We start from the raw sequence: 23,338 nt of genomic DNA, 5'->3' as shown, positions 1-23,338 counted from the left end.
CGTCGCTGAGCGCCAGACGCGCCGGGCGCTGAGCGCCCGGCGCAGGAGATCTGCACGAGCGCCTCGAGGCCGAGCACCGCGCGGGCGACGGGGGCGCGGCGGTCGGCACTCGTGCGAGTGCCGCCGACAGCCCGGGCACGTAGACGTCGGCCGCTCGCCGCCCGGCGCGCCCCGCTCAGCGGGAGAGGGCCTCGTCGATCATCGCGACGACGTTCTCGGTGCCGCTGCGCGTGCCCACGGATGCCACGGCCCGGCGCATCGCGTCGCGCCGTGCGCCGTCGGCCAGCAGCGGCACGACCTCGAGTCGCACCCTCTCGGCGGTGAACTCGGCGTCGGGCAGCAGCAGGGCCGCACCGGCGCGCACCGCCGACGACGCGTTGAGCGCCTGCTCGCCGTTGCCGACGGCGTACGGCACGTAGACGGCGGGGATGCCGAGGGCGCTGATCTCACTGACCGTGGCGGCGCCCGCACGCGAGACGATGAGGTTTGCCACCGCGAACGCGAGGTCCATGCGGTCGACGTACCGCTGCATCGAGTAGCCCTCGACGTCGGGGTCGTGCAGCGCCGAGCGGTCGCCCGTGACGTGCAGCAGCTGCCAGCCGGCGTCGAGGATATCGCGCCACGCGCCGCCGTGCCCGTCTCCGAAGGCCTCGTTGAGCCGCTGCGCGCCGAGCGAACCGCCGAACACCAGCAGCACCGGCCGATCGGGGTCGAGTCCGAAGTGCTCGGCCGCTTCGTTTCGCAGGGCATCGCGGTCGAGGTCGACGATCTCGCGCCGCAGGGGCATCCCCACCACCCGCGAACGGCGCAGGGGCGTACCGGCGAAGGCGACGCCCACGGCGGCGGCACGACGTGCGCCGAGCACGTTCGCCAGTCCCGGTCGCGCGTTGGCCTCATGGACGACGAACGGGATGCCGGCCCGATCGGCCGCCACATACGCCGGCGCCGAAGCGTAGCCGCCGAATCCCACGACGACGTCGACGCCGCGGTCGGCGAGGTGCGCTCTCACCTGCCTGATGGCGCGCCGGAACGCAGCCGGGAAGGCAGCGGCATCCCGGTTCGGCTTGCGCGGAAAGGGCACCTTGTCGACGAACAGCAGCTCGTAGCCGCGCTCGGGAACCAGACGGGCCTCGAGGCCCTCACGGGTGCCCAGGACGAGCACCGCCGCGTCCGGATCGCGCGCGCGCAGGGCGTCGGCGACGGCGAGCAGCGGATTCACGTGACCGGCGGTGCCGCCGCCGGCGAGCAGGTACGTCGTCACTCCCCGAGCCTATCGACAGGGTCGCTCAGCGGCCGGCGGCGGCCGCGCGCGCCGGTCGCGCGGGAACCGTCGGCGTCTGGGCGGGCAGGGTGCGGGCCAGCGACAGCAGCACACCCGAGGCGATGAGCACCGACAGCAGCGATGTGCCGCCCTGCGACATGAACGGCAGGGGAACGCCGAGCACCGGGAGCACGCGCAGCACGACGCCGATGTTGATGAGCGCCTGCCCGACGATCCACACGGTCACTCCGCCGGCGACGATCCGCACGAAGGGGTCGTCGGTCTTGCGGATGATGTGGAAGGCGCCGACGGCGAAGAGGGCGAACAGCCCGAGCACCACGATGCAGCCGATGATCCCGAGCTCTTCGCCGACGATCGCGAAGATGTAGTCGTTCGCGGCCGCCGGCAGCCAGTCGTACTTCTCCTTCGAATTGCCCAGTCCGACCCCGAAGACTCCGCCCCCCGCGAGCCCCCACACGCCGTGCAGCGGCTGCCAGCAGTCGTTGAGATAGTCCTCGAGGCAATTCGGGTTGAGGAAGCTCATGAACCGCCTCATCCGGTCGGGGCTCGTCACGGCGAGCACGGCCACGATCGCCGCTGCGGCGATCGCCGGCAGGATGAAGATGCGCAGCTTGACGCCCGAGAAGAACAGGGCGCCGAGGAGGATGAGCACGAGGACCATCGCGGTGCCGAGGTCGCTGCCGGCGATCACCGTGCCGATCACCAGGATGCCGACCGGCACGAGCGGGATGTAGACGTGACGCCACAGGCCCAGCAGCGTCCGCTTGCGGAACAGCACATAGCCCACCCACAGCGCCAGCGCGAGCTTGAGGAACTCGGACGGCTGCGCCTGGAAGCCCGCGATCTGCACCCAGTTGCGGTTTCCGTAGGCCTCGACCCCGAGGCCCGGCACGAACACCAGAAGCTGGAACGCGGTGGCGAAGATGAGCGCAGGCCACGCGATGCGCTTCCAGAAGATGACGGGCAGGCGGCTCGCCACGAACATGAGCGGGATGCCGATCACAGCGAACACCCCCTGCTTCAGGACGGCCTCCCACGGCGGCGCGCCGGCTGCCGTGGCGGTCGCCGACGTCGCGGAGAGCACCATCACCAGGCCGAATCCGGTCAGCAGCAGCGCCGTCGACGAGATCAGCAGGAATTCGCTCGGCACCGGTGCGAAGACCTTGCCGAGCGAGACGCGTGCGGCCAGCCCCCGAGAGCGCCCTGAATCAGGCGTCGTCGTGGGACGGGTCGGTGTCGTCGTGGCCACCGGCTCCCCTCCCGATCCGCTGCCTCACGGCATCGGCGAAGCGCCGGCCGCGGTCTGCGTAGGAGGAGAACTGGTCGAAGGATGCCGCGGCGGGGGCGAGCAGAACCACGTCCCCGTCACGGACGACCTCGGCGGCCAGTTCGACCACCCGCGCCATGACCCCTTCAGTCTCAGCCGCGACGGCCTCGTAGACCGGCACCTCGGGCGCGTGTCGCGCGAACGCCGCGACGACGGCGGACCGGTCCTCGCCGATGACGATCGCCGCTCGCACGGCGGCGCCGCGCGAGGCGACCAGCTCGGAGACATCCACTCCCTTGAGCAGCCCGCCGACCACCCAGACGGCGCCGGGGTAGGCCGCCAGTGAGGATGCCGCCGCATGCGGGTTCGTCGCCTTCGAGTCGTCGACCCACGTCACGCCCTCCGCGACGGCGACGACCTCGATGCGGTGCGGGTCGAGCCGGAACGTCTGCAGTGCTGTGCGGATGGCGACCGGCGGCACGTCCAGCGAACGTGCGAGAGCCGCGGCGGCGAGGATGTTCGACACGATGTGCGGGGCGGCCAGGCCCCGCTCGGCCAGCTCCGCAACGGTGGTCAGCTCGAGCGCCGAGGTGCGACGGTCGTCGAGGAATGCGCGGTCCACCAGGATGCCGTCGACGACCCCGAGCTCGCTCGGTCCGGGTACTCCGAGGTCGAACCCGATCGCGCGCGCACCGTCGACGACGTCGGCGTCCTCGACCATGCGCAGGGTGGCGGCATCCGCCTTGTTGTAGACGCACGCGGCGCGCGTGAGGTCGTACACGTGCGCCTTGGCGTCTCGGTAGTCGTCGGCCGTGCCGTGCCACTCGAGGTGATCGTCGGCGAGGTTGAGGCAGACGGCCGCGTGCGGCGATACCGGCTCGGGTCCGGTCTGCAGGCCGAGATACCACAGCTGGTGGCTCGACAGCTCGACCACGAGCGCATCGAAGCCGGTGGGGTCGCGCACGGCGTCGAGCACCGGCGTGCCGATGTTGCCGACGGGCGCAGCGCGCACGCCGCCGGCCACCAGCATGTCGGCGACCAGCCGCGTCGTGGTGGTCTTGCCGTTGGTGCCGGTGATCAGCAGCCAGTCGGCGGGGGTGCCGTCCGCCCGCACGACCTTGTCGCGCACGCGCCACGCCAGTTCGACGTCTCCCCACAGGGGCACGTCGCTGCCGCGCACCCACTGGATGAGCGGATGCGACGGAGCGAACCCCGGCGAGGCGACGACCAGCTCGGGCGCGAAGGCGACCAGGGACTGCGGCACGGTGCTCAGCGGGCCCGTCCACAGCCGCGCGCCGATGACCGGCAGCAGCCGCTCGTACTCCTCGTCGGCCTTCTCGGTGACCACGAGCACCTCGGCGCCGAGCTCGGTGAGCGTGTCGGCGACGGCGAAACCCGTGACCGACAGTCCGAGCACCGCGACCCGCAGCCCCTTCCAGTCGGCGTGCCAGCTGGTCAGCTCGTCCAGTCGCGTCGTCATGTGCTCGCGAGCCACTCGACGTAGAAGAGGCCGACACCGGTGACCGCCAGCATGCCGGCGATCATCCACATCCGGATCACGATCGAGATCTCGGGCCACCCGCGCATCTCGAGATGATGGTGGAAGGGGGTCATGAGGAACAGCCGGTTGCCGCGCGTCGCCTTGAAGTAGAGGCGCTGCATGATCACCGTGGCCGGACCGATGATGAACACGCCGGCGACGACGACACCCAGCAGCTCGGTGCGGGTCAGGATCGACATCGCCGCGATCACGCCGCCGATCGCCATCGAGCCGACATCGCCCATGAAGACCTCTGCTTTGGGCGCCGCCCACCACAGATAGCCGACGAGCGCGCCCACGAACGCCGCCGAGACGATGGCGAGGTCGAAGGGGTCCCGCGTCGGATAGCACGCGGACTGTGCGGCCAGCGAGAGGTCGGCGCCGCCCCAGCAGGCCTGATTGAACTGCCAGAAGGCGATGAGGCTGTAGGCGCCGACGACGAAGATCCCCGCACCGGTGGCGAGTCCGTCGAGTCCGTCGGTGACGTTGGTGCTGTTCGACCACGCGACGCTGATGAACGAGACCCAGGTGAGGTAGAGGATCCAGCCGATGATCGGGCCGAGCGCCATGAACGACAGGACGGGGATGTCGCGGAAGAACGAGATGTACGGCGACGCGGGGGTCTGATCGAACCGGTTGGGGAAGTTCAGCGCCACCACTGCGAACGGCACGGCGACCAGCACCTGGCCGACGACTTTGCGCCAGCCGCTGAGTCCGAGGCTGCGCTGTCGCCGCACCTTCATGTAGTCGTCGATGAAGCCCACCGCGCCCAGCCCCACCATCATCCACAGCACGAGCAGACCCGAGACGGTCGGCGGATTGTTGCCCACGAACGCGCCGACCAGGTAGCCGATGATCGTGCCGACGATGAAGATGGTGCCGCCCATGGTGGGCGTGCCGCGCTTCTCGGCGTGGCTCGGATTGTTGATGTGATCCGGCGTGCGGATCACCTGGCCCCAGCCCCACTTCCGGAACAGTCGCAGGAAGACGGGTGTGAGGAAGAGCGTGAAGGCCAGGGAAATGGCCGCCGCCGTCAGTAGTGACCTCACGAGAAGGATTCTCCCAGACGATCGCCGAGGAAGCGGAGTCCGGCGGAGTTGGACGACTTGACGAGCACGCGATCGCCGTCGCGCAGCTCGCCCTGCAGATACTCGAAGGCCTCGTCGGCGGTCGCGAAGAACACCGCCTCGCCGTCCCACGACCCCTCCCCGACGGCGGCGAGGAACAGTCGTCGCGCTTCAGGGCCGACCACGACGATGCGCTGGATGCCGAGGCGGACCGCGAGCAGTCCGACCCGATCGTGCTCCTCGCCGGAGTACTCCCCCAGCTCGCTCATCGCGCCCAGCACCGCCACCATGCGCTCTCCGGGCCCGGTGATCTGAGCCAGCGTGCGCAGTGCGGCCGCCATCGAGTCGGGGCTGGCGTTGTACGCGTCGTTGATGATCCGCACCCGCTCCGATCCCAGCGGCTGCATGCGCCATCGCTCGGCCAGCTCGAGGGTCTCGAGGCGGTCCACCGCGTCCGAGAGCGTGACGCCGAGCGCGGTCGCCGCCGCGATGGCGGCCAGCGCGTTCATGACGTGGTGCTCTCCGAGCACCTGCAGATGCAGCATCCGCTCTTCGCCGTCGGCCTCGACGACGCACGTCGTCCCCGCGGCGCCGACCTCGACATCGCGCGCGCGCACCTGGGCGTTCGCGCCGCGCCCGAACCAGCGCACGGATGCTCCGCGCTCGGCGGCGATCGGAGCCATCGCCGCCACGCGCGCGTCGTCGGCGTTGAGGACGGCGAGCCCGCCGGCGCGCACCGAGCGCACCAGCTCGGACTTCGCGAGGAACGTCGCCTCGATGCCGCCGAACCCTCCCGCATGCGCCATGCCCACCATGAGCACGACCGCGACATCGGGGTCGACCAGTCCTGCGAGGCGTGCGATCTCACCCGGTCCGCTCGCGCCGAACTCGCTCACGAGGAACCGCGTGCCGGTGTCGATCCGCAGCATCGTGAGCGGCGCGCCGACTTCGTTGTTGAACGAGGCCCTCGGCGAGACCGTCGGACCGGCGCCCTCCAGGATGCGGGCCAGCATGTTCTTGGTCGTCGTTTTGCCGTTCGAGCCCGTGATGCCCACGACGCGAAGGTCGCCGCGGGAGCGCACCTCGGCGACGACGAAGCGGGCGAGATCGGCCAGCGCGCGTACCGCGTCGGGAACCACGACCTGGCTGACCGTCACGTCGACGTCGTGCTCGACGATCACGCACGCCGCGCCGGCCTCGACCGCCTGCGGCACGAACAGGTGCCCGTCGGTGACGTCGCCGGGCTTGGCGACGAAGATGTCTCCCGGCCCGATGAGCCGGGAGTCCGTGTCGACGGCGCCCGACACGAGCGTGTCCGCGCCGTCGCCGGGCGCGAGGCGGAGGTCGCCGCCGACGGCGCGTGCGAGGCGGGCGAGTGAGAGCTCGATCATTGTTCTCCGGCCGTCTGGAGGGCTAGCCGAACTTCGGGAGCTCCGTGGGCGACGTGGTGGAGGGCATCACACGGTAGGTCTTCAAGACCTGCGTCATGGCCTTCTGCCATGCGGTCGCGTTGGCCCCCGATGACTTTACCTTGGTGGGTTCGTCGAGCGTGACCGCCACGACGTACTGCGGGTCGTCGGCGGGGGCGAAGCCGATCATGGTCGTGAAGTACGCGCCCGCCTTGTAGCCGCCGTTGCCGTCGGACTTCTCGCCGGTGCCGGTCTTGCCGGCGATGCGGTACCCGGGGACCGCGACCGAACTGGCGTGGCCGCCCTGCGTGAACACGCTTTCGAGCATGCGCTGCATCTGCGTCGCCGACGATTCGCTGATCACCCGCTCCGGATCCGGAAGCGTGGGCTCGACGACCGTGCCGTCGGCCTCGGTGCAGGATTCCACGATCGACAGCGGCATCCGCACACCGTCGTTCGCGATCGCACCGTACGCGCCGAGCAGTTCGGGGATCGTCGTCGTCAGGCCCTGACCGTAGGACGTGTTGTAGACGGTCTGGCGGTCCCAGCTGTCCACCGGCCAGATCGTGCCGGTCTCCTCGCCCTGGAAGCCGACCGCACTGCTCGAGCCGATGCCGAACTTCGTGAGGTAGTCGTAGCGGGTCTGCGGCGACACCTTCTCGCTGAACATCGAGATGCCGACGTTCGACGAGTCGATCAGCACGCCGGCGAGTGTGTAGACGTAGTCGGGGTGGCCGAAGGCGTCGCGCACGCTCGCGCCGTTCGGGAAGGTCACGTAGCTGGGTGTCACGACCGTCGACAGGGCGGTCTGTCCGCCGGCGTCGACCACCGTGGCCGCCGTGAGCGCCTTGAACGTCGATCCCGGCTCGAACGTCGAGCGGAAGATGCGGCTCCCCCGGTCGTCGCTGTCGGTCGCATCGACGTCGTTGGGGTCGACCGTGGGGTACTCCGCTGCCGCGCGCAGCTTGCCGGTCGAGACCTCCAGCACGGTGATCGTGCCGCTGAGCGCACCCATGTCCTGCACCTGCTCGGCGATGAGCTGCTGCAGGTACCACTGCAGGTCTCGGTTGATGGTCAGCTGCAGAGTTCCGCCGTCCACGGCGGGATCCTCGACCTCGGTGCCGGGGATGATCACGCCGTCGCGACCGCGCTGATAGGCCAGAGTGCCGCTCTCGGACGCGAGACACGCGTTCTCGGTCGCCTCCAGGCCCTCCAGCGGACCGTCGGCGCCCATGAAGCCGACGAGGTTGCCCGCGACGGCCCCGTCGGGGTAGGTGCGGGCCGGATGCTGCAGGCAGACGATGTACGGCACACCGAGTTCGACCAGTGCGCGGTACTGCTCGGTGCTCACGCCCTTGTCGAGGTAGGCGAAGCGCGACTCCGGGTCGGCGGCCAGCGCGTCGCCGACGATCTGCTGAACCTCTTCGGGCGTCTGCCCCGTGATGGATGCCGCGTCGACCGACACCTCCGACCACGGCCGGTAGTCCGGCTCGCCCGCCGCGATGTCGGCGTCGAGCTGTGTGATCAGCAGCGGATCGAGCTGGCAGTCGTAGAGCAGGATGCTGCCTGCGAGCGTCTGCCCGTTCTCATCGACGATCGCGCCGCGCGTGCCGTAGAGCGTGCGGCTGGCACCGAGCGCATTGGCCATCGAGTCGGCGATGTGCTCCTTCGCATTGACGACCTGGATGTCGATGAGACGCACGACGAAGGCGGCCAGCACCGCGAGGACGACGGCCAGCGCGACGACGGTGCGCCGGCGCGGGCTGCGAGTGGCTCGTGTCGTCATGCGATCAGTGTGTGTTCGGAGTGGGCAGGCCGTCGGTGATCGGCGGCGGCGTGTCGGTGATCACGGACTCCTCGGCGGCGACCGTCGGCTGACCGAGGATCGTCGCCTTCGGGTCGGTGACCAGCGGCCGGTCGGTGATGAGTGCATTGCCCACGGCGCCACGGCCGAGCGCGTCGATCGACGAGCGGCCCACGGCGGCCTGACCTGTGCCGAGCACGGCGCCGTCGCTCAGTCGCAGGTAGCTCGGCGACTCGGCGATCAGCATGCCCAGCGCCGACGCGTTGGCCGCGAGGTACTGGGGCGAGCTGAGCCCCGCGATGTCATCGGCGAGGATCTGCTTCTGCCACGTCAGCTCCTGCTGCTGCTGGGTGAGCGCGGCGATCTCGTACGAGCCCTGGGTCGTGAGGATCGACAGTGCCATCTGCGCACCGGCGATCGTCAGCGCGCCCAGCAGCGCGACGATGGCGTACACGACGCGCGGGCGCCGGCGGCGCCCGGGGTCGGCGACGGGACGCAGCCACGGCGCCCGTCGCGGCGTGGACGGTGCCGGAGAGGTGAGGCGGGCGGAGTCGGTCCGCGCGGTCGCTGCCGTGCTCATGCGGCCTCCCTCACACGCTCGGCGGCGCGCAGGCGGACCGGAGTCGCGCGGGGGTTGCGGGCACGCTCCTCGTCGGAGGCGAGCTCGGCCCCCTTGACCAGCAGCCGGAAGCGAGGTGCGTGCTCGTCGAGCTCGACGGGCAGCCCCGCCGGCGCCGTCGAGGCGGAGGCATCCGCGAGCGCACGCTTGACCAGGCGGTCCTCGAGCGACTGGTACGCGAGCACGACGATCCGCCCGCCCACCGGCAGGGTCGCCAGCGCTGCGGGGATGGCGCGGTCGAGCACCGAGAGCTCGGAGTTGACCTCGATGCGCAGCGCCTGGAAGACGCGCTTGGCGGGGTGGCCGGTGCGCTGCGCCGCGTGCGGTGTCGCGGCGGTGAGGATGTGGACGAGCTGGCCGGAGCGCACGATCGGCGTCTCGGCGCGCGCGGCGATGATCGCGCGTGCATACCGGCCCGCGAGCTTCTCTTCGCCGTACCGTTCGAAGATGCGGCGCAGGTCCCCCTCGCCGTACGTCGCGAGGATGTCGGCGGCGGTCGTGCCCGTCGACTGATCCATGCGCATGTCGAGCGGAGCATCCTGGGCGTACGCGAACCCGCGCTCGGCTTCATCGAGCTGCAGCGACGAGACGCCGAGGTCGAACAGGATCCCGTCCGCGTGATCGACGCCCGCCTCGGCGAGCGCGTCGGCGATGCCGTCGTAGACCGTGTGCACGAGGCTGACCCGGTCGCGGTGGGCCGACAGCCGCTCGCCGGCGATGCGCAGGGCATCGGTGTCACGGTCGAGCCCGACCAGGTGCAGACCTGGGAACCGCTCGAGGAACGCCTCGGAGTGGCCGCCCATGCCGAGGGTGGCGTCGACGAAGACGGCCCCGTCGCGGTCGAGCGCCGGGGTCAGCAGCTCGATGCAGCGGTCGAGCAGTACCGGAGTGTGGATGTCGCGGAGATCCATGATGTGAGGCATCCGGTCCCTGGGCCCTGATCCCCATCCGCTCTGACCTGGCACCGGGGAAGTGCGCCAGGGCGTGAGCGGCTGGGAGTCACGGCCGAGGGCTCAGAACAGGCCCGGGATCACCTCCTGCTCCATCTCGGAGTAGCTGTCTTCGTTTCCGTCGGCGTAGGCGTTCCACGCCTCCGCGTTCCAGATCTCGGCATGCGCGCCGACGCCGGTCACCACGAGCTCGCGCTCGAGACCGGCGTAGGTGCGCAGGTGGGGCGGGATGGTGATGCGGTTCTGGCCGTCGGGGCTCTCGGCGCTGGCGCCCGAGAGAAACATGCGCTGGAAGTCGCGCGCCTGCTTGTTGGTGAGCGGGGCTTCGCGGATGCGCTCGTAGATGCGCTCGAACTCGACGGTGCTGAACACGTAGAGGCAGCGCTCCTGGCCGCGCGTGACGACGATGCCTGCTCCGAGGTCGTCCCGGAACTTCGACGGCAGGATGACGCGGCCCTTGTCGTCGAGCTTGGGTGTGTACGTGCCCAACAGCATCGGCCCACCACCCCCTTCGTCCGGCCCCCCGCGGGTTGTGCGCCACTTTACTCCACTTCCCTCCACTTCGTAACCCCTGCGCGGGTTCCCCCCTCCCCTCGGCGCCCCACACACCGCATCGAGCGGACAGGAATGCACGCGCGACACGGCGTGTCGCGTGCATTCCTGTCCGCTCGACCCCGGGTGGGAGGGGTGGTGGAGGGAAGTGGGGGCTCGGGCTAGAGGCCGATGCCGGTGATGGTGATCTGCGTCCCCGGACGCTGCAGAGTGCCGACCTCGGGGGCGATCTCGCGCACCTTGTAGACGTCCCAGAGCGCGAGGGTGTCGGGCACGTCGGTGTACGCGCTCAGGCCGGCGCCGTTGATGGCGTCGACCGCGTCGCGGATGCTCATGCCGATCACATCGGGCACGGCGACCGGCTGCGGCCCCTTCGAGACGATGAGCGTGACCGTCTCGCCCGGGCGCCAGGTTCCGCCGTCGGAGCGGTCGGCGATCCCCAACACGGCCCCCTCGGCGATCTCGCTGCTCCAGTCCTCGATGCGGTCGCCCGAGACCTGCAGGTCGACGTCGTTGAGGGTCGATGTGGCATCGCCGACGCTCATGCCGCGCACGCCCGGCACGGGCCCGACCGACACGCTGAGGGTCGCCGTGTCGCCGGCGAACGCGGTGCAGCCGTCGCGGCATCCGACCGCGTCCCCGCCGCCGCGAGGCGCGATCGAGAGGTTGATGACGGTGTCGGCGGCGGCATCCGTGAAGAAGAGCTGGTCGGGCTCGGCGATCTCGATGCCGTAGCCGGTGAGGATGCCGCGGGCCTCGTCCGTCGACATGCCGATGAGGCTCTGCACCTCATGCTGCTGCGGACCGAGCGAGATGAGCACCGTCACGACCGAGTTCTTCTCGACCCGCGTGCCGACTTCGGGATCGGTGCCGATCGCGAGACCCGCTTCGACGTCGAGGCTGTACTCCCCCTGCTCGGTCGCCTCGAGGCCGGTGCTCACGAGGAGGTCCTGGGCGTCGGCGAAGGGAAGCGATGCCACCTGCGGCACCGCCACCATCGATCCCGGCCCCGAGCCGAACCACCATCCCACGCCGGCGGCCGCGGCACTCAGCAGCAGCACGAGCGCGACCAGCCAGCCGCCCGTGGCCGAACGGCGCTTGGTGGCACGGCGCAGCCGTGCGGCGTTGTCGACGTCGTCGACGGTCGCCGTGGGCGCGGTGACGGGAAGGACGGCGGTGAGCTCGTCCGAGGTCAGTCGGTCATCGGCGACGACGCCGATCGGCCCGGTGCGCGTCACGACCGGGGTGATGCCCAGGTCGTGTTCGATGGCGCGCAGCCGCTCGAGCATCTCGCGGGCATCGGCGGGGCGGTCGTCGGGCGAGCGCTCGGTCGACCACAGCACGAGCTCGTCGAGCGGCTCGGGCACGCCGGGGTTCTTCACGCTCGGACGCGGCACCGAGTCGGTCGCGTGCTGGAAGGCGATCTGCATCGGCTGCTCGCCCTTGTACGGCTGCTCGCCCACGAGCATCTCGTAGAGCATGATGCCCAGCGAGTAGATGTCGCTGCGCGCGTCGGCGGTGCCGCGCGTGACGAGTTCGGGCGCGAGGTAGGCGATCGTGCCGAGCAGTTGCGCCCCGCTGGCCGTGTTGGCCGTCGTGGCCCGCGCAAGCCCGAAGTCGCCGATCTTGATGCGTCCGTCCTCGGCGAGCAGCACGTTCTCGGGTTTGACGTCGCGGTGCACGATGCCGGCGCGGTGCGCCGCCGACAGACCCGACAGGATGGCGTCCATGATCGTGACGGTCTGCGGCACGGTCAGCCGCTTCTGCTCGCGCAGCAGCTCGCGCAGCGTGATGCCCGGCAGGTACTCCATGACCAGGTACGCCATGTCGCCGTCCTGGCCCTGGTCGAACACGTTGACGACGTGAGGATCGGCCAGGCGCGCCGCCGCGCGCGCCTCCTGGATGAACCGGCTCTGGAACACGGTGTCGTCGCTGAGGTGGCCGTGCATCACCTTGAGGGCGACGCGCCGCTCGAGCCGCAGATCGGTCGCCACGTACACGGTCGCCATACCGCCGCGCGCGATGCGCGCGCGAACCCGGTATCGACCGTCGACGAGACGGCCGATCAGCGGGTCGGTCTGCTGACTCGTGCTCACGCTTGGATTCTACGGAGCGCGTGCTGTGAGCCCCGGGAGCGGCTCACGGTGCCGAGCGGACGCGAATGCACGCGAAACCCGACGTACGGCGTGCATTCCCGTCCGCTCGAGCTCCGTTTCGGGGTCAGCCGAGGGCGGCGAGCCACTGGTAGGCGGGCTTCTCCCACCGTGCGTAGCGATCGGGGTAGGCCGAGATCTGCACGGCCTGTGCCGCTTGCGCGAAGCTCATGCTCTGCCAGCCGGGGATGTCGAGCAGCCCGCGCGTGCGCGATCCGTTGGGGTCGCCGGGGCCGCCGAAGAAGACCTTCGTCGCCCGCACCGGATCCCGCACCTGGGCGGCGGTGCCCCACCCGGTGCTGGGCCGCTGCTGGAACAGACCGAGCGAGTCGCGGTCGCCCCAGTCGAGGTTGCGCAGCCACGACTCCTGCATCGCGGTGCCGAGGGCGATCGCGATGCCGCGATCGGGCACCCCCATCTGCCGGCCGACCGAGATGATGATCTTGGCGTTCGCGGTCTGCTCGGCGTCGAGGCCCGAGACCGTCGCGGAGCTCGACGAGGACGAGGATGATGACGTCGACGCCTTGGGGATCGAGAGCTTCTGCCCCGGATAGATGATCGACGACCAGCCGAGCTTGTTCGCGCTCAGCACTGCCGAGGTCGTGAGCCCATGCCGCTGGGCGATACCGCTGACCGTGTCGCCGGATCGCACCGTATAGCTGCTCGTCGCGCTCGGTGCGGCCGGCGCCGACGGCGCTGCGGGAGTGACGGATGCCGCGGGCACAGCCGCGCCGGGGATCACGAGCTTCTGGCCCGGGTAGATGATCGACGACCAGCCCAGCTTGTTGGCCGAGAGCACCGTCGTCGTCGCAAGGCCGTAGGCGCGGGCGATCGCACTGACGGTCTCACCGGCCTTGACGGTGTGGGTGCCGGACGCCGCCGGCGTCCAAGGCGCGGCGGGAGCGGTGGAGGTCGCGGTGGCGGTGAGCCTCAGAACCTGTCCGGGGTAGATGACCGACGACCAGCGGAGCTTGTTGAGGGCCAGCACGTCGGCGGTGCGCAGACCGAATCGCGCCGCGATCGCGCTGACGGTGTCACCCGCCTTGACGGTATAGGTCGAGGGCGTCGACGCCGCCGTGCGCACGAGCGCGGATGCCGGTGCCGCCGCGACTCCCGTCATCCTGTCGAGGCCGGGGACGGCCCGCAGGGGCGCGTCGCGATCGGTCCGCTCGGCGGCGTTCGCCGGTGTCGCGCTCAGGGTCAGGGCGATGGAGCCCGCGACGGCGACCGAGACGCCGGCGGCCGCATTCCGCCGCGCGCGGCGCGGTCGATCGATGTCGTGTCGCAAGATCTTCCCCCTCTTTCGACTCCGAAAACCGTGTCACGGATGTGAATAGGTGTCAACTGGTGATACGAGAAGGTGCTGGTGAGACGCATGTGACTGGTGGGACGGTCTCGCGATGAGCCGATGCCACCACACCCGGATCGCCTCCACCCCCGCCTGAGTGGGATAGTGGGCTTCGTGAGCACGTCCCGCGTCGAGACCGAGTGGCTGTCCCTTCCCGAGCTGAGCGAGCTGATCGGCGAACCCCTCGGCAGGGTGCGGCGCCTGCTCGACGAGCACCATCTCATCGGCTCCCGTCGCGACGGTCCGCTGCGCGTGCCCGCCGTCTTCCTCGTCGACGACCGCCCGCTGTCGTCGTTGCGCGGCACCGTCATCGTGCTGCACGATGCAGGCTTCACCGACGACGAGGCGATCGACTGGCTGCTCGAACTCGAGGACTCCATCGGCGTCGCCCCGATCGAGGCGCTGCGGGCGGGGCGCAAGAGCGAAGTGCGCCGCGTCGCTCAGACGCTCGCCTGAGGCGGCACCGCCGCATCGCGCCGAGCGTCACCCGCGGTCGCGCCGGTCGATGTCATGCCGAGCGTGCCGTGGCAGCCCGGGCGAGGTCGCGCAGCTCGCCGACGGCACGGTTTCCCAGACGCGCGCCGGTGAGCGCCCGCTCCGCCGTGCGGGTCTCGTCGGCGATCAGTCGTTCGACCCGGTCGAGTGCGCCCGACTCGATGATCGTGCGCTGCAGTGAGGCGATCTGATCGCCGTCGAGTTCGGGATCGCCGACCAGCTCGTCGACGATGCGCCGCGATCCCGGCGTCAGCGCCTCGCGGGCGTACGCGATGAGCACCGTGCGCTTGCCCTCCCGCAGGTCGTCGCCGGCGGGTTTGCCGGTGATCGCCTCGTCGCCGAACACGCCGAGCACGTCGTCGCGCAGCTGGAAGGCGATCCCCACGGGATGCCCGAAGTCGGCCAGCGCCGCGCGCTGACCGGCATCCGCCCCGGCCAGCGCCGCGCCGATGAGCAGCGGCTGCTGCACGCTGTAGCGGGCCGACTTCAACGATGCGACCCGCAACGCCCGCGCCGCGTGGCGGTCGTCGGGCTCGGTGCGGAACGCCGACTCCTCGGCGACGTCGAGGAACTGCCCGATGGTGACCTCGCGCCGCATCGTGGCGTACTCGGCGCGCGCCGCGGCCGCACGCGCCGGGCCGTCGGTCGCGGCGGCGGATGCCTCGGCGAGCCCCGCCTCGAGCAGGTCGTCACTCCACGCCACCAGCAGATCGCCCAGCAGCACCGCGCCGGATCGGCCGAAGGCGGCGGCGTCCCCCACGAAGCCGGCGCCGCGATGGGCGGCTTCGAGCGCACGATGCGCCGCCGGCTTCCCGCGCCGGGTGTCGGAGTTGTCGATGAGGTCGTCGTGCACCAGCGCAGCGGCGTGGAAGACCTCCAGCGACGCGGCTGCGGCGATCACATCGTCCGTCGGCGCGGACATGCCCGGCCCGCCGGATGCCTCGGCCACGGCGTGCCACCCGGCGAGGCAGAACCGCGCGCGCAGCCGCTTGCCACCGTGGACGGCGGCGATCGCGGCGTCCGTCAAGAGCTCGGCTTCAGCACCCAGCGGGGCCGAATCGACCCGCATGGCGGCGAAGAAGGTGTCCAGACGCTGGGAAACCGCTTCGATCGGATCCGAGGACGCGTGCACGGGCCTAGCCTAGTGTTCACGCGCTCGCGTAGAATCATGTGGTCCGGGCCAGCAGAGGGGGATGAATGCCACTCTCGGAACAGGAGCAGCGGCTGCTCGATGAGATGGAGCGTCATCTCATGCGCAACGACGCCGACGTGGTCAGTGCGTCGCGCGACGGCCGCGGGCTGAGCTACCGCAACATCGTGTACGGCACCCTCCTGGTGCTGCTGGGCCTCGGCGGCCTCATCGTGGGCGTCGCCGTTCCGGTCATCGCCGTCGGCGTCGTCGGATTCGTCGTCATGCTCGCCGGTGTCATCGTCGCCGTCACCCCCTCGCGCACCGGCACCGTGAAGGCGGCGGATGCTGCGCCGTCGGCCCCCGGCAAGCCCCAGGCCGGCCGCACGTCGTTCATGGACCGCATGAACGACCGGTGGGACCGCCGCCAGGAAGACCGCTGACCCGACGCGCTCCCTCTCCTCGCCGCTGATCGTCGAGCGGACGAGATTGCACGTTTCCGACGGCGTGTCGCGGGCAGATCTGTCCGCTCGACCGGATCGACGGCGCTGATCACCGGTCGGCGCGTATGCGCATCCCGTCCGACGGTGACGACATGCAGACGCTCGTCGAGCTCGAACGATGTCGGCAACGGCATCCCGGCCGCCGAAGGCGAAGGACGGCGCGCTTCGGGCGACGAAGTTCGGCCCGTGCACACCCGTCCGCTCGGCGTGTGAGCGGGGTGGGTCAGCGCTGCTCGAGCTCCTCAGCGACGAGGAAGGCGAGCTCGAGGCTCTGCATGTGGTTCAGGCGCGGATCGCACAGCGACTCGTACCGGGTCGCGAGGGTCGCCTCGTCGATCATCTCCGAACCGCCCAGGCACTCGGTGACGTCGTCCCCGGTCAGCTCGACGTGGATGCCGCCGGGGAACGTGCCCACGGCGCGGTGGGCCTCGAAGAAGCCGCGCACCTCGTCGACGACGTCGTCGAAGCGGCGCGTCTTGTAGCCGGTCGGCGTCGTGATTCCGTTGCCGTGCATCGGGTCGGCGACCCACAGCGGCATCGCACCCGAGTCGCGCACGGCCTCGAGCAGCGGAGGCAGTGCGTCGCGGATCTTCGATGAGCCCATGCGCGTGATGAACGTCAGACGGCCGGGCTCGCGCTCGGGATCGAGCTTGTCGATGAGAGCCAGCGCCTCGTCGGTCGACGTGGTCGGGCCGAGCTTGACGCCGATGGGGTTGCGGATGCGCGAGAAGTAGTCGACGTGCGCGCCGTCGAGGTCGCGCGTGCGCTCGCCGATCCACAGGAAGTGCGCCGACGTGTTGTACGGCGTTCCGGTGCGCGAGTCGATGCGGGTCAGCGGCCGCTCGTAGTCCATCAGCAGGCCCTCGTGGCCGGTGTAGAACTCGACGCGGCGCAGCTCGTCGAAGTCCGCGCCCGCCGCTTCCATGAACTTGATGGCGCGGTCGATCTCGGTCGCGAGGCGCTCGTACCGCTGATTCGCCGGATTCTGGGCGAAGCCCTTGTTCCAGCTGTGCACCTCGCGAAGGTCGGCGAAGCCACCCTGCGTGAACGCACGGATGAGGTTCAGCGTCGAGACGGCCGTGTGATACCCCTTGAGCAGCCGGGCCGGGTCGGCCTGACGCGAGGCATCCGTGAAGTCGTAGCCGTTGACGATGTCGCCTCGGTACGCCGGCAGCGTCACGTCACCGCGGGTCTCGGTGTCCTTCGAGCGGGGCTTGGCGAACTGTCCCGCCATGCGGCCCATCTTCACGATCGGCATCGAAGCGCCGTACGTCAGCACGACCGCCATCTGCAGCACCGTCTTGATGCGGTTCCGGATCTGCTCGGCGGTGGCCCCGGCGAACGTCTCGGCGCAGTCACCGCCCTGCAGCAGGAACGCCTCACCCGACGCGGCACGCGCCAGGCGCGAACGCAGCTGGTCGACCTCTCCGGCGAAGACGAGCGGCGGCAGCGACGCGAGCTCGGCGGATGCCGCGGCGACGGCGTCGGCGTCGGCCCACTGCGGCTGCTGCTTGATGGGCAGGGTGCGCCACTGGTCGAGGGCGTCGAGCTGCTGAAGCATCCGCTCAGTCTAGCCGCGCGGGATGGCCCGCTCCGTCACCCCGGGGGAACGGACGCCAGGTCACTCGACGGGAACGGACATGCGCGAGCGCGGCGTCTTCAGTCGGTCCTTCACGCTCGACGCGTAGACGTCTTCGTACTCCTGCTCGCCGAGCCGCTGCAGCGCGACCATGATCTCGTCGGTGACCGACCGAAGGATGTACCGGTCGCTCTCCATGCCCTCGAACCGCGAGAAATCGAGGGGCTCGCCGATGACCACGCCGACGCGCGTGACGCGGGGCATGGTCGTCCCGATCGGCATCATCGTGTCGGTGTCGACCATGACCACCGGCACGACAGGCACGTGCGCCTCCAGGGCCATGCGGGCGATGCCGGTGCGCCCGCGGTAGAGCTTGCCGTCGGGGCTGCGCGTGCCCTCGGGATAGATGCCGAGCAGATCGCCGCGGCCGAGCACCTGCAGTCCGGTGTTGAGCGATGCCTCGGATGCCTTCCCACCCGACCGATCGATCGGCAGCTGACCGGTGCCCTTGAAGAACATGCGCGTCGCCCAGCCCTTCAGGCCCTTGCCGGTGAAGTAGTCGCTCTTGGCGAGGAACGCCACCGGCCGGTCGATCATGAGCGGCAGGAAGATCGAGTCGACGAACGACAGGTGGTTGCTCGCGAGGATCGCCGCACCCTCGACGGGAACGTTGCGCCGGCCGACGATCCACGGGCGGAAGATCGCCTTCACGATCGGACCGATCACGACGTACTTCATCAGCCAGTAGAACAACGTCAGCCCTCCTTCCCGCCGGATGCAGCGACCCCGGATGCCTCGACCCGGGGGGCCGCGGAACGCGCGGCCGCGGCGCGGCCGGCGAGATCGGCGACGCCGATGAGCCCCGCATCGTTGCCGAGACGGGCGATCGCGAAGTCGGCCACGGGTCGATCGCCGTAGCCGGGAAGCGAGGTCTCGTACGCCAGCCGGACCGGGGTGAGCAGATCCTCGCCGAGCTGCGCGACTCCCCCGCCGATGACGAACAGCTCGGGGTCGAGCACGGCCTGGAACCCGCCGCACGCCTCGCCGAGCGCGGTCGCCACCCGGCGCAGCGCCTCGATCGCGCCCTCGTCGCCGGCGAGCACGAGGCGTGAGACGGCCGGGCCGCTGATCGTGCCCTTCTCGGCCCGGAGCGCGGCGAGGCCGGCGCCGATGCCGGCCGTGTCGGCGATGTCGCCTGCCTCGCGCTGCAGGGCACGCCCGGACGCGTACTGCTCGAGGCATCCGTTCTGACCGCATCCGCACGGCCGCCCGTCGCGGATGAAGCGGGTGTGGCCCAGCTCGCCGCCGATGCCGTGCCCGCCGAGGTAGAGCTCGCCGTCCATCACGATCGCGCCGCCCACACCCGTACCCATGGTGAGCATGACCATGTGCTCGACGTGCCGGCCCGCACCGAAGCGGAACTCGCCCCAGCCCGCGGCGTTCGCGTCGTTCTCGATCGCGACGGGGATGCCGATGCCCGCTTCCAGCGTCGCCTTGAGGGGCTCGTTCCGCCATGCGATGTTCGGGGCGTGGATGACGACCTCGCGCGCGCGGTCGATGAACCCGGCGGCGGCGACCCCGACTCCGGCGACGTCGTGTGCAGAGCGCAGGTGGCGGGCCATGTCGATGACGGCATCCGCGAGGGCCGCCGTGTCGACGGGGGTGTCGACCCGCAGCTTCTCGACGATGGTGCCGTCGGCGTCGACGACGCCTCCGGCGATCTTGGTCCCACCGATGTCGATGCCGACGTTGAGCACGGTCTCCCCTCCGGCCGACGCACGGCGCATCGGCGCCTTGAAGTCTAGCCATGGGCGCGTGCCCCATTCGAGGCATGCCGCTCGGTTACACTGAGGAGGCCTCCCACCCGCAAGACCCGACCGGTACCGAAGGAGTTGCCGTGGTCCAATTCGAAGTCCCCGCCATCGTTCCCGCAGACCCCACTGCGAACTGCACCGACCTGCTCGTCGAGCGGGTGAAAGCGACACCCAATCGCGCGCTGTTCGCCGTGCCCGACGGCGACGGATGGCGTGACATCAGCGCCGCCGACTTCCAGAAGCAGGTGATCGCCCTCGCGAAGGGGCTGGTCGCCGCCGGCATCGAGCCCGGCGACAAGATCGGTTTCGTCGCCCGCACCACGTACGACTGGACGCTCGTCGACTTCGCGATCTTCTATGCCGGCGCGGTGATGGTGCCGATCTACGAGACGAGCTCGCCCGCGCAGATCAGCTGGAACCTGTCCGACTCGGGAGCGGTCGCCTGCATCGTCGAGTCGGCCGATCACGCCGCCCGTCTCGAAGAAGTGCGCGACGATGTGCCTCAGGTCCGCTCGGTGTGGGAGATGCACAAGGGCGACCTCGACACGCTCGTCTCGGACGGCGCCTCCATCGACGACGCCGAGATCGAGCGCCGCCGCAACATCGCGAACGGCTCCGACATCGCGACCCTCATCTACACGTCCGGCTCGACCGGCCGCCCCAAGGGCTGCGTGCTGACGCACTCCAACTTCGTCGAGCTCGTCCGCAACTCGGCGAAGGCGCTCGATGACGTCGTCTCGATGCCCGGCGCATCGACCCTGCTGTTCATCACGACCGCCCACATCTTCGCGCGGTTCATCTCGATGCTCGACATCCACGCCGGCGTCAAGACGGGGCATCAGCCCGACACGAAGCAGCTGCTGCCCGCACTGGGCTCGTTCAAGCCGACGTTCCTGCTGGCGGTGCCGCGCGTCTTCGAGAAGGTCTACAACTCGGCCGAGCAGAAGGCCGAGGCGGGCGGGAAGGGCAAGATCTTCCGCGCCGCCGCGCAGACCGCGATCGAGCACTCGAAGCTGCAGGCCGAGGGCAAGAAGGTCCCGTTCGGCACCAAGGTGAAGTTCGCCCTGTTCAACCGCCTCGTCTACGGCAAGCTGCGCGAGGCCATGGGTGGGAACGTCGTCTACGCCGTGTCGGGTTCGGCGCCGCTCGGTCCGCGCCTCGGGCACTTCTTCCACAGTCTCGGCGTGACGATCCTCGAGGGCTACGGCCTCACCGAGACGACGGCGCCGGCGACGGTGAACCTGTCGACCAAGTCGAAGATCGGCACGGTCGGTCCGGTCCTTCCGGGCGTCGGCATCCGCTTGGCGGAGGACGGCGAGATCGAGGTGCGCGGCATCAACGTCTTCAAGGAGTACTGGCGCAACCCCGAGGCCACGGCCGCGGTGTTCGACGACGACTGGTTCAAGACCGGCGACATCGGCACGTTCGATGACGAGGGCTTCTTGACGATCACCGGCCGCAAAAAGGAGATCATCGTGACCGCGGGCGGCAAGAACGTCGCCCCCGCCGCGCTCGAGGACCCGATCCGCTCGAACCCGATCGTGGGACAGGTCGTCGTCGTCGGCGACCAGAAGCCGTTCATCTCGGCCCTGGTCACCCTCGACTCCGAGATGCTGCCGACCTGGCTCGCCAACAACGGCCTGCCGGCGGACATGTCACTGGAGGATGCCGCGAAGAACGACGCAGTGCGCGCCGAGGTGCAGCGTGCGATCGACAGCGCGAACGCATTCGTGTCGCGCGCCGAGTCGATCCGCAAGTTCACCATCCTGGCGACGGAGTGGACCGAGGCCTCGGGACACCTGACGCCGAAGATGAGCATCAAGCGGAACGTGATCCTCGACGACTTCGCCGGTGAGATCGAGGAGATCTACGCCGTGCCGGTCTCGACGACCAACGTGTCGCTGAGCTGAGGCATCCGCTCTCACGTATCCGGCCCTCGCGGTCGCTTCCCCTCCGGGTGGCGACGGCGAGGGCCGGATTCGTATGGATTGCGATTCGGCCGCCGTCGGCAGCCTACTCGAGCTCGATGCGCGACGGGGCGGCGCCGCTGCCCGGCTTCGCCCGATCGCGCATCAGAACCAGTCGGACTCGCGCACTTCGCGCATGGCGACGCGGCGACGGTCCGGAGGCAGTCGGTCGAGGTAGAGCATGCCGTCGAGGTGGTCGGTCTCGTGCTGCAGCGCCTGTGCGAGCAGCCCCTCCCCCTCGATGACGATCTCGTTGCCGTCGAGATCGATCCCCCGCACCTTCGCGTACGGATGCCGCGGGGTGTCGTGCCACAGTCCGGGCACTGAGAGGCAACCCTCACCGACGGGTGCGGGTTCGCCGCCGACCTCGATGAGCTCGGGATTGAGGATGTACCCGATGTCGCCGTCGATGTTGTAGCTGAACGCGCGCAGGCCGACGCCGATCTGCGGGGCGGCCACCCCGGCACGCCCGGGCAGTTCGACGGTGTCGAGCAGGTCGCGCACGAGTGCTCGCACGCCGTCGTCGATCTCGCCGATCGGCGCCGACGGTGCCCGCAGCACGGGGTCGCCGAAGATCCGGATGCCTCGAACCGCCATGGCTACGCGGCGATGGCCGGCGTGCGCAGACCCTCGACGACGGCGGCGGCCAGCGCGCGGGCGGCATCGCGGGTCGATGCGTGCAGGTCGCGGAAGGTGATCGCGCTGCCCGCGGCGATGTGCGGGTCGTACGGCATGCGCACCACGGTGTGCACGCGAGAGCGGAAGTGCTGCTCGAGCTCGTCCGCGCGTACGAGCGACGCCCCGGGGCGCGCATTGTTGAGCACGACGACGGCCGAGCGCACCTGGTCCGAATACCCGTTGGTCTCGAGCCAGGTCAGTGTCTCGGATGCGAGGCGCGCCTCGTCGACGGTGAGCCCGGCGACGATGACGAGTTGATCGGCCAGCTCGAGCGTGGCTCCCATCACCGAGTGGACGATGCCGGTGCCGGTGTCGGTGAGGACGATCGAGTAGTAGTGCGCGGCCAGCGATGAGACGTCGTGGTAGTCGGCGTCGCTGAAGGCCTCGGACACGCGCGGGTCGGTGTCGGATGCCAGCACGTCGAGCCGTGTCTCGTCGCGCGCGACGACGGTCGACAGGTCGTTGTAGCCGGCGACATCGGCGCGCATGCGCACGAGATCGCGCACGGTCTTCCCGCTCGAGCGGGCGACCCGGTCGGCGAGCGTGCCGCGGTCGGGGTTGGCGTCGATGGCGATGATGCGGTCGTCGCGCGCGTCGGCGAGGGCCATGCCCAGCAGCATCGTCACGGTCGTCTTGCCGACGCCGCCCTTTCGCGACATGACCGGCACGAAGCGGGCCCCGCCGTTGAGCGGCGCCGCGATGCGCCGGTCGAGTTCCTTGCGGGCGCGTGCCCGCTTGCTGTCGCCGAGGTTCACACGGTGGCCGGTGATCGAGTACACGAACTGCTGCCACGCACCTTCGGGCTCGGGCTTGCGCACGTGCGCGGGATCGAGCAGTCGGTCGGCGGTGAGCAGATCGGCCGACTCGCGGCCGCCCTCGAACTCGCCGAGGCGCTTGGAGGTCAACGTCGTCTGCTCTCGTCGGGTGGTGACGCGCTCCACGGCGTGGGAGCGCTCGCGCGGGACTGCGGCGGCGGCAGGCGCCGCCGGAGCGGAGGCGGCGGCCGGTGCGGGCGCCGCGGCCGGCGCGGGCGTCGCCGCGGAAGCGGGAGTGACCGCCGGTGCAGGGGCGGAGGGCGCGGCCGCGACCGGCGGCTCGGCAGAGGCCGACTGCGCGGCGGCCACTGTCGACGTGGCGCCCGTGTCGACGTGCTCGACGGCGTCGACGATGTCGTCGCCCGAG

Annotated in this window: 20 protein-coding genes; 3 read left to right on the top strand and 17 right to left on the bottom strand. The window is 70.4% G+C overall.

Going from position 1 to position 23,338, the window contains the following annotated elements; all coding sequences use genetic code 11:
- Positions 1-175 precede the first annotated feature (175 nt).
- The 11 genes from ABD663_RS01095 to ABD663_RS01045 form a co-directional block, all read right to left on the bottom strand.
- Positions 176-1,261 carry a UDP-N-acetylglucosamine--N-acetylmuramyl-(pentapeptide) pyrophosphoryl-undecaprenol N-acetylglucosamine transferase gene (locus ABD663_RS01095; protein WP_344735991.1) on the bottom strand — a complete coding sequence of 362 codons (1,086 nt, stop codon included), beginning with the start codon at positions 1,259-1,261 and terminating at the stop codon, positions 176-178.
- Positions 1,262-1,286: 25 nt separating this feature from the next.
- On the bottom strand, positions 1,287-2,531 hold the full coding sequence (gene ftsW / locus ABD663_RS01090; RefSeq protein ID WP_425561745.1) for a putative lipid II flippase FtsW: 1,245 nt from the start codon (positions 2,529-2,531) through the stop codon (positions 1,287-1,289).
- A complete protein-coding gene (gene murD, locus ABD663_RS01085) occupies positions 2,491-4,029 on the bottom strand; it encodes a UDP-N-acetylmuramoyl-L-alanine--D-glutamate ligase (protein ID WP_344735990.1) in 1,539 nt (512 codons plus the stop codon). Before murD ends, ftsW begins: the two co-directional genes overlap by 41 nt.
- Entirely contained in the window at positions 4,026-5,138 is a 1,113-nt protein-coding gene (gene mraY / locus ABD663_RS01080; RefSeq protein ID WP_344735989.1) for a phospho-N-acetylmuramoyl-pentapeptide-transferase, read from the bottom strand. The genes murD and mraY overlap by 4 nt, the downstream gene beginning before the upstream one ends.
- Positions 5,135-6,547: a UDP-N-acetylmuramoyl-tripeptide--D-alanyl-D-alanine ligase gene (locus ABD663_RS01075; protein WP_344735988.1), complete on the bottom strand. Its 1,413-nt coding sequence runs from the start codon at positions 6,545-6,547 to the stop codon at positions 5,135-5,137. The genes mraY and ABD663_RS01075 overlap by 4 nt, the downstream gene beginning before the upstream one ends.
- 22 nt (positions 6,548-6,569) lie before the next feature.
- A complete protein-coding gene (locus ABD663_RS01070; protein ID WP_344735987.1) occupies positions 6,570-8,351 on the bottom strand; it encodes a peptidoglycan D,D-transpeptidase FtsI family protein in 1,782 nt (593 codons plus the stop codon).
- Between the two features lie 4 nt (positions 8,352-8,355).
- Positions 8,356-8,949 carry a cell division protein FtsL gene (ftsL, locus tag ABD663_RS01065; RefSeq protein WP_344735986.1) on the bottom strand — a complete coding sequence of 198 codons (594 nt, stop codon included), beginning with the start codon at positions 8,947-8,949 and terminating at the stop codon, positions 8,356-8,358.
- On the bottom strand, positions 8,946-9,899 hold the full coding sequence (gene rsmH, locus ABD663_RS01060; RefSeq protein WP_344735984.1) for a 16S rRNA (cytosine(1402)-N(4))-methyltransferase RsmH: 954 nt from the start codon (positions 9,897-9,899) through the stop codon (positions 8,946-8,948). The genes ftsL and rsmH overlap by 4 nt, the downstream gene beginning before the upstream one ends.
- Before the next feature lie 102 nt (positions 9,900-10,001).
- On the bottom strand, positions 10,002-10,433 hold the full coding sequence (gene mraZ / locus ABD663_RS01055; RefSeq protein WP_344735982.1) for a division/cell wall cluster transcriptional repressor MraZ: 432 nt from the start codon (positions 10,431-10,433) through the stop codon (positions 10,002-10,004).
- Between the two features lie 218 nt (positions 10,434-10,651).
- The gene (pknB, locus tag ABD663_RS01050; RefSeq protein WP_344735980.1) at positions 10,652-12,586 is read right to left on the bottom strand and encodes a Stk1 family PASTA domain-containing Ser/Thr kinase; all 1,935 of its coding nucleotides are present in this window, start codon (positions 12,584-12,586) and stop codon (positions 10,652-10,654) included.
- Positions 12,587-12,710: 124 nt separating this feature from the next.
- A complete protein-coding gene (locus ABD663_RS01045) occupies positions 12,711-13,931 on the bottom strand; it encodes a LysM peptidoglycan-binding domain-containing protein (RefSeq protein WP_344735979.1) in 1,221 nt (406 codons plus the stop codon).
- A gap of 165 nt (positions 13,932-14,096) precedes the next feature.
- Here ABD663_RS01045 and ABD663_RS01040 point away from each other — a divergent pair, with 165 nt between their 5' ends.
- The gene (locus ABD663_RS01040) at positions 14,097-14,447 is read left to right on the top strand and encodes an Rv2175c family DNA-binding protein (protein ID WP_344735977.1); all 351 of its coding nucleotides are present in this window, start codon (positions 14,097-14,099) and stop codon (positions 14,445-14,447) included.
- Between the two features lie 52 nt (positions 14,448-14,499).
- Here ABD663_RS01040 and ABD663_RS01035 read toward each other — a convergent pair whose 3' ends face one another.
- Complete coding sequence (locus tag ABD663_RS01035; RefSeq protein WP_344735976.1) at positions 14,500-15,618, bottom strand: polyprenyl synthetase family protein; 1,119 nt, start codon at positions 15,616-15,618, stop codon at positions 14,500-14,502.
- Between the two features lie 65 nt (positions 15,619-15,683).
- Between ABD663_RS01035 and ABD663_RS01030 the strand changes: the two genes are divergently transcribed.
- Entirely contained in the window at positions 15,684-16,058 is a 375-nt protein-coding gene (locus ABD663_RS01030) for a DUF3040 domain-containing protein (protein ID WP_344735975.1), read from the top strand.
- A gap of 283 nt (positions 16,059-16,341) precedes the next feature.
- Here the strand turns inward: ABD663_RS01030 and ABD663_RS01025 are convergent, their stop codons facing one another.
- The 3 genes from ABD663_RS01025 to ABD663_RS01015 are packed head-to-tail and all read right to left on the bottom strand — an operon-like array spanning position 16,342 to position 19,454.
- Positions 16,342-17,679 (bottom strand): class II 3-deoxy-7-phosphoheptulonate synthase, encoded by a 1,338-nt coding sequence (locus ABD663_RS01025; protein WP_344735974.1) that lies wholly within the window; start codon positions 17,677-17,679, stop codon positions 16,342-16,344.
- 60 nt (positions 17,680-17,739) lie between these two features.
- The gene (locus tag ABD663_RS01020) at positions 17,740-18,450 is read right to left on the bottom strand and encodes a lysophospholipid acyltransferase family protein (protein WP_344735973.1); all 711 of its coding nucleotides are present in this window, start codon (positions 18,448-18,450) and stop codon (positions 17,740-17,742) included.
- Positions 18,451-18,452: 2 nt separating this feature from the next.
- On the bottom strand, positions 18,453-19,454 hold the full coding sequence (locus ABD663_RS01015) for an ROK family glucokinase (RefSeq protein ID WP_344736898.1): 1,002 nt from the start codon (positions 19,452-19,454) through the stop codon (positions 18,453-18,455).
- 140 nt (positions 19,455-19,594) lie between these two features.
- On the opposite strand from ABD663_RS01015, the gene ABD663_RS01010 reads away from it, so the two are divergent.
- Entirely contained in the window at positions 19,595-21,421 is a 1,827-nt protein-coding gene (locus ABD663_RS01010) for an AMP-dependent synthetase/ligase (protein WP_344735972.1), read from the top strand.
- 162 nt (positions 21,422-21,583) lie between these two features.
- Here the strand turns inward: ABD663_RS01010 and def are convergent, their stop codons facing one another.
- Together def and ABD663_RS01000 are read right to left on the bottom strand one after the other, a co-directional pair.
- Positions 21,584-22,075, bottom strand: coding sequence for a peptide deformylase (gene def, locus ABD663_RS01005; RefSeq protein WP_344735971.1), 492 nt, complete (start codon positions 22,073-22,075; stop codon positions 21,584-21,586).
- A 2-nt stretch (positions 22,076-22,077) separates the two neighbouring features.
- Positions 22,078-23,338, bottom strand: a 1,261-nt coding sequence (locus ABD663_RS01000; RefSeq protein ID WP_344735970.1) for a MinD/ParA family ATP-binding protein, incomplete at its 5' end; no start/stop codon positions are given.

The organism is Microbacterium awajiense (assembly GCF_039536545.1).
GTDB lineage: Bacteria > Actinomycetota > Actinomycetes > Actinomycetales > Microbacteriaceae > Microbacterium > Microbacterium awajiense.
This window is presented reverse-complemented; position numbering and strand designations above follow the sequence as displayed.